The sequence below is a fragment of the Oleiphilus sp. HI0132 genome (genome assembly GCF_001635845.1).
This window is the reverse complement of record NZ_LWGJ01000825.1, coordinates 1-741: the sequence shown is the minus strand read 5'-3', so window position 1 is coordinate 741 and position 741 is coordinate 1. Positions and strand designations below refer to the sequence as shown.

Genomic DNA, 741 nt, shown 5'->3' with positions numbered 1-741 from the left:
GCTCAATGAGCCAGGTCAGGTGGCACTAGGCTTCTATTTAAGCTTCTTGCGCCTACGATTTGCATCCAGCCTTAAGGCATTACAGCTGACACTCTCGCGACGTAAAACAAAAGTTGAAGCAACGCTCATTGAGCAACTGAAATACAGTACAGATCCTACCGATAATGAGGAGCTTCAGGAGTTACTCATTGACGGTGGTGACGATGACATTGACGCAGTTGAAATGCTGCTCAACAACAGGACCAAAGATGATCTAAGGTGGGAACGCGATATGCTCGACTCACTGCTAGGTGAGTTGGCTGATATCTATGAGGACTCGAATAAGTTCAGAGCGTTACTGACCGCACTCAAGCCCCGCATCGAGGGCAAGCGCATTAAGCAAACCGTTATTTTTACCCGCTTTCTCGACACCCTTCATGATATCCGGGAGCGACTACAAGCCAAATTCCCCGAACTACTCATAGGAACCTATTCAGGTGAAGGTGGGCATTACTACGACCCAAATAAGAATCAAATGGTGGGTGTAGAACGTGACGTGATCAAACATCGATTTGTTCAAGGCCATATCGATATTTTGCTCTGTACCGACGCCGCCGCTGAAGGTCTTAACTTACAAACCTCTGACCTACTGGTTAACTATGATTTGCCCTGGAACCCAATGAAGGTTGAACAGCGTATTGGTCGTATCGACCGTATTGGGCAAACTCACAAAGAGATTTTTGTTCTCAATCTATGTTTTGC

The 741-nt window shown here is 46.4% G+C and carries 1 protein-coding gene; it reads left to right on the top strand.

The features are described from left to right. Positions 1 to 741, top strand: a 741-nt coding sequence (locus A3766_RS09460; protein WP_197479480.1) for a helicase-related protein, incomplete at both ends; no start/stop codon positions are given.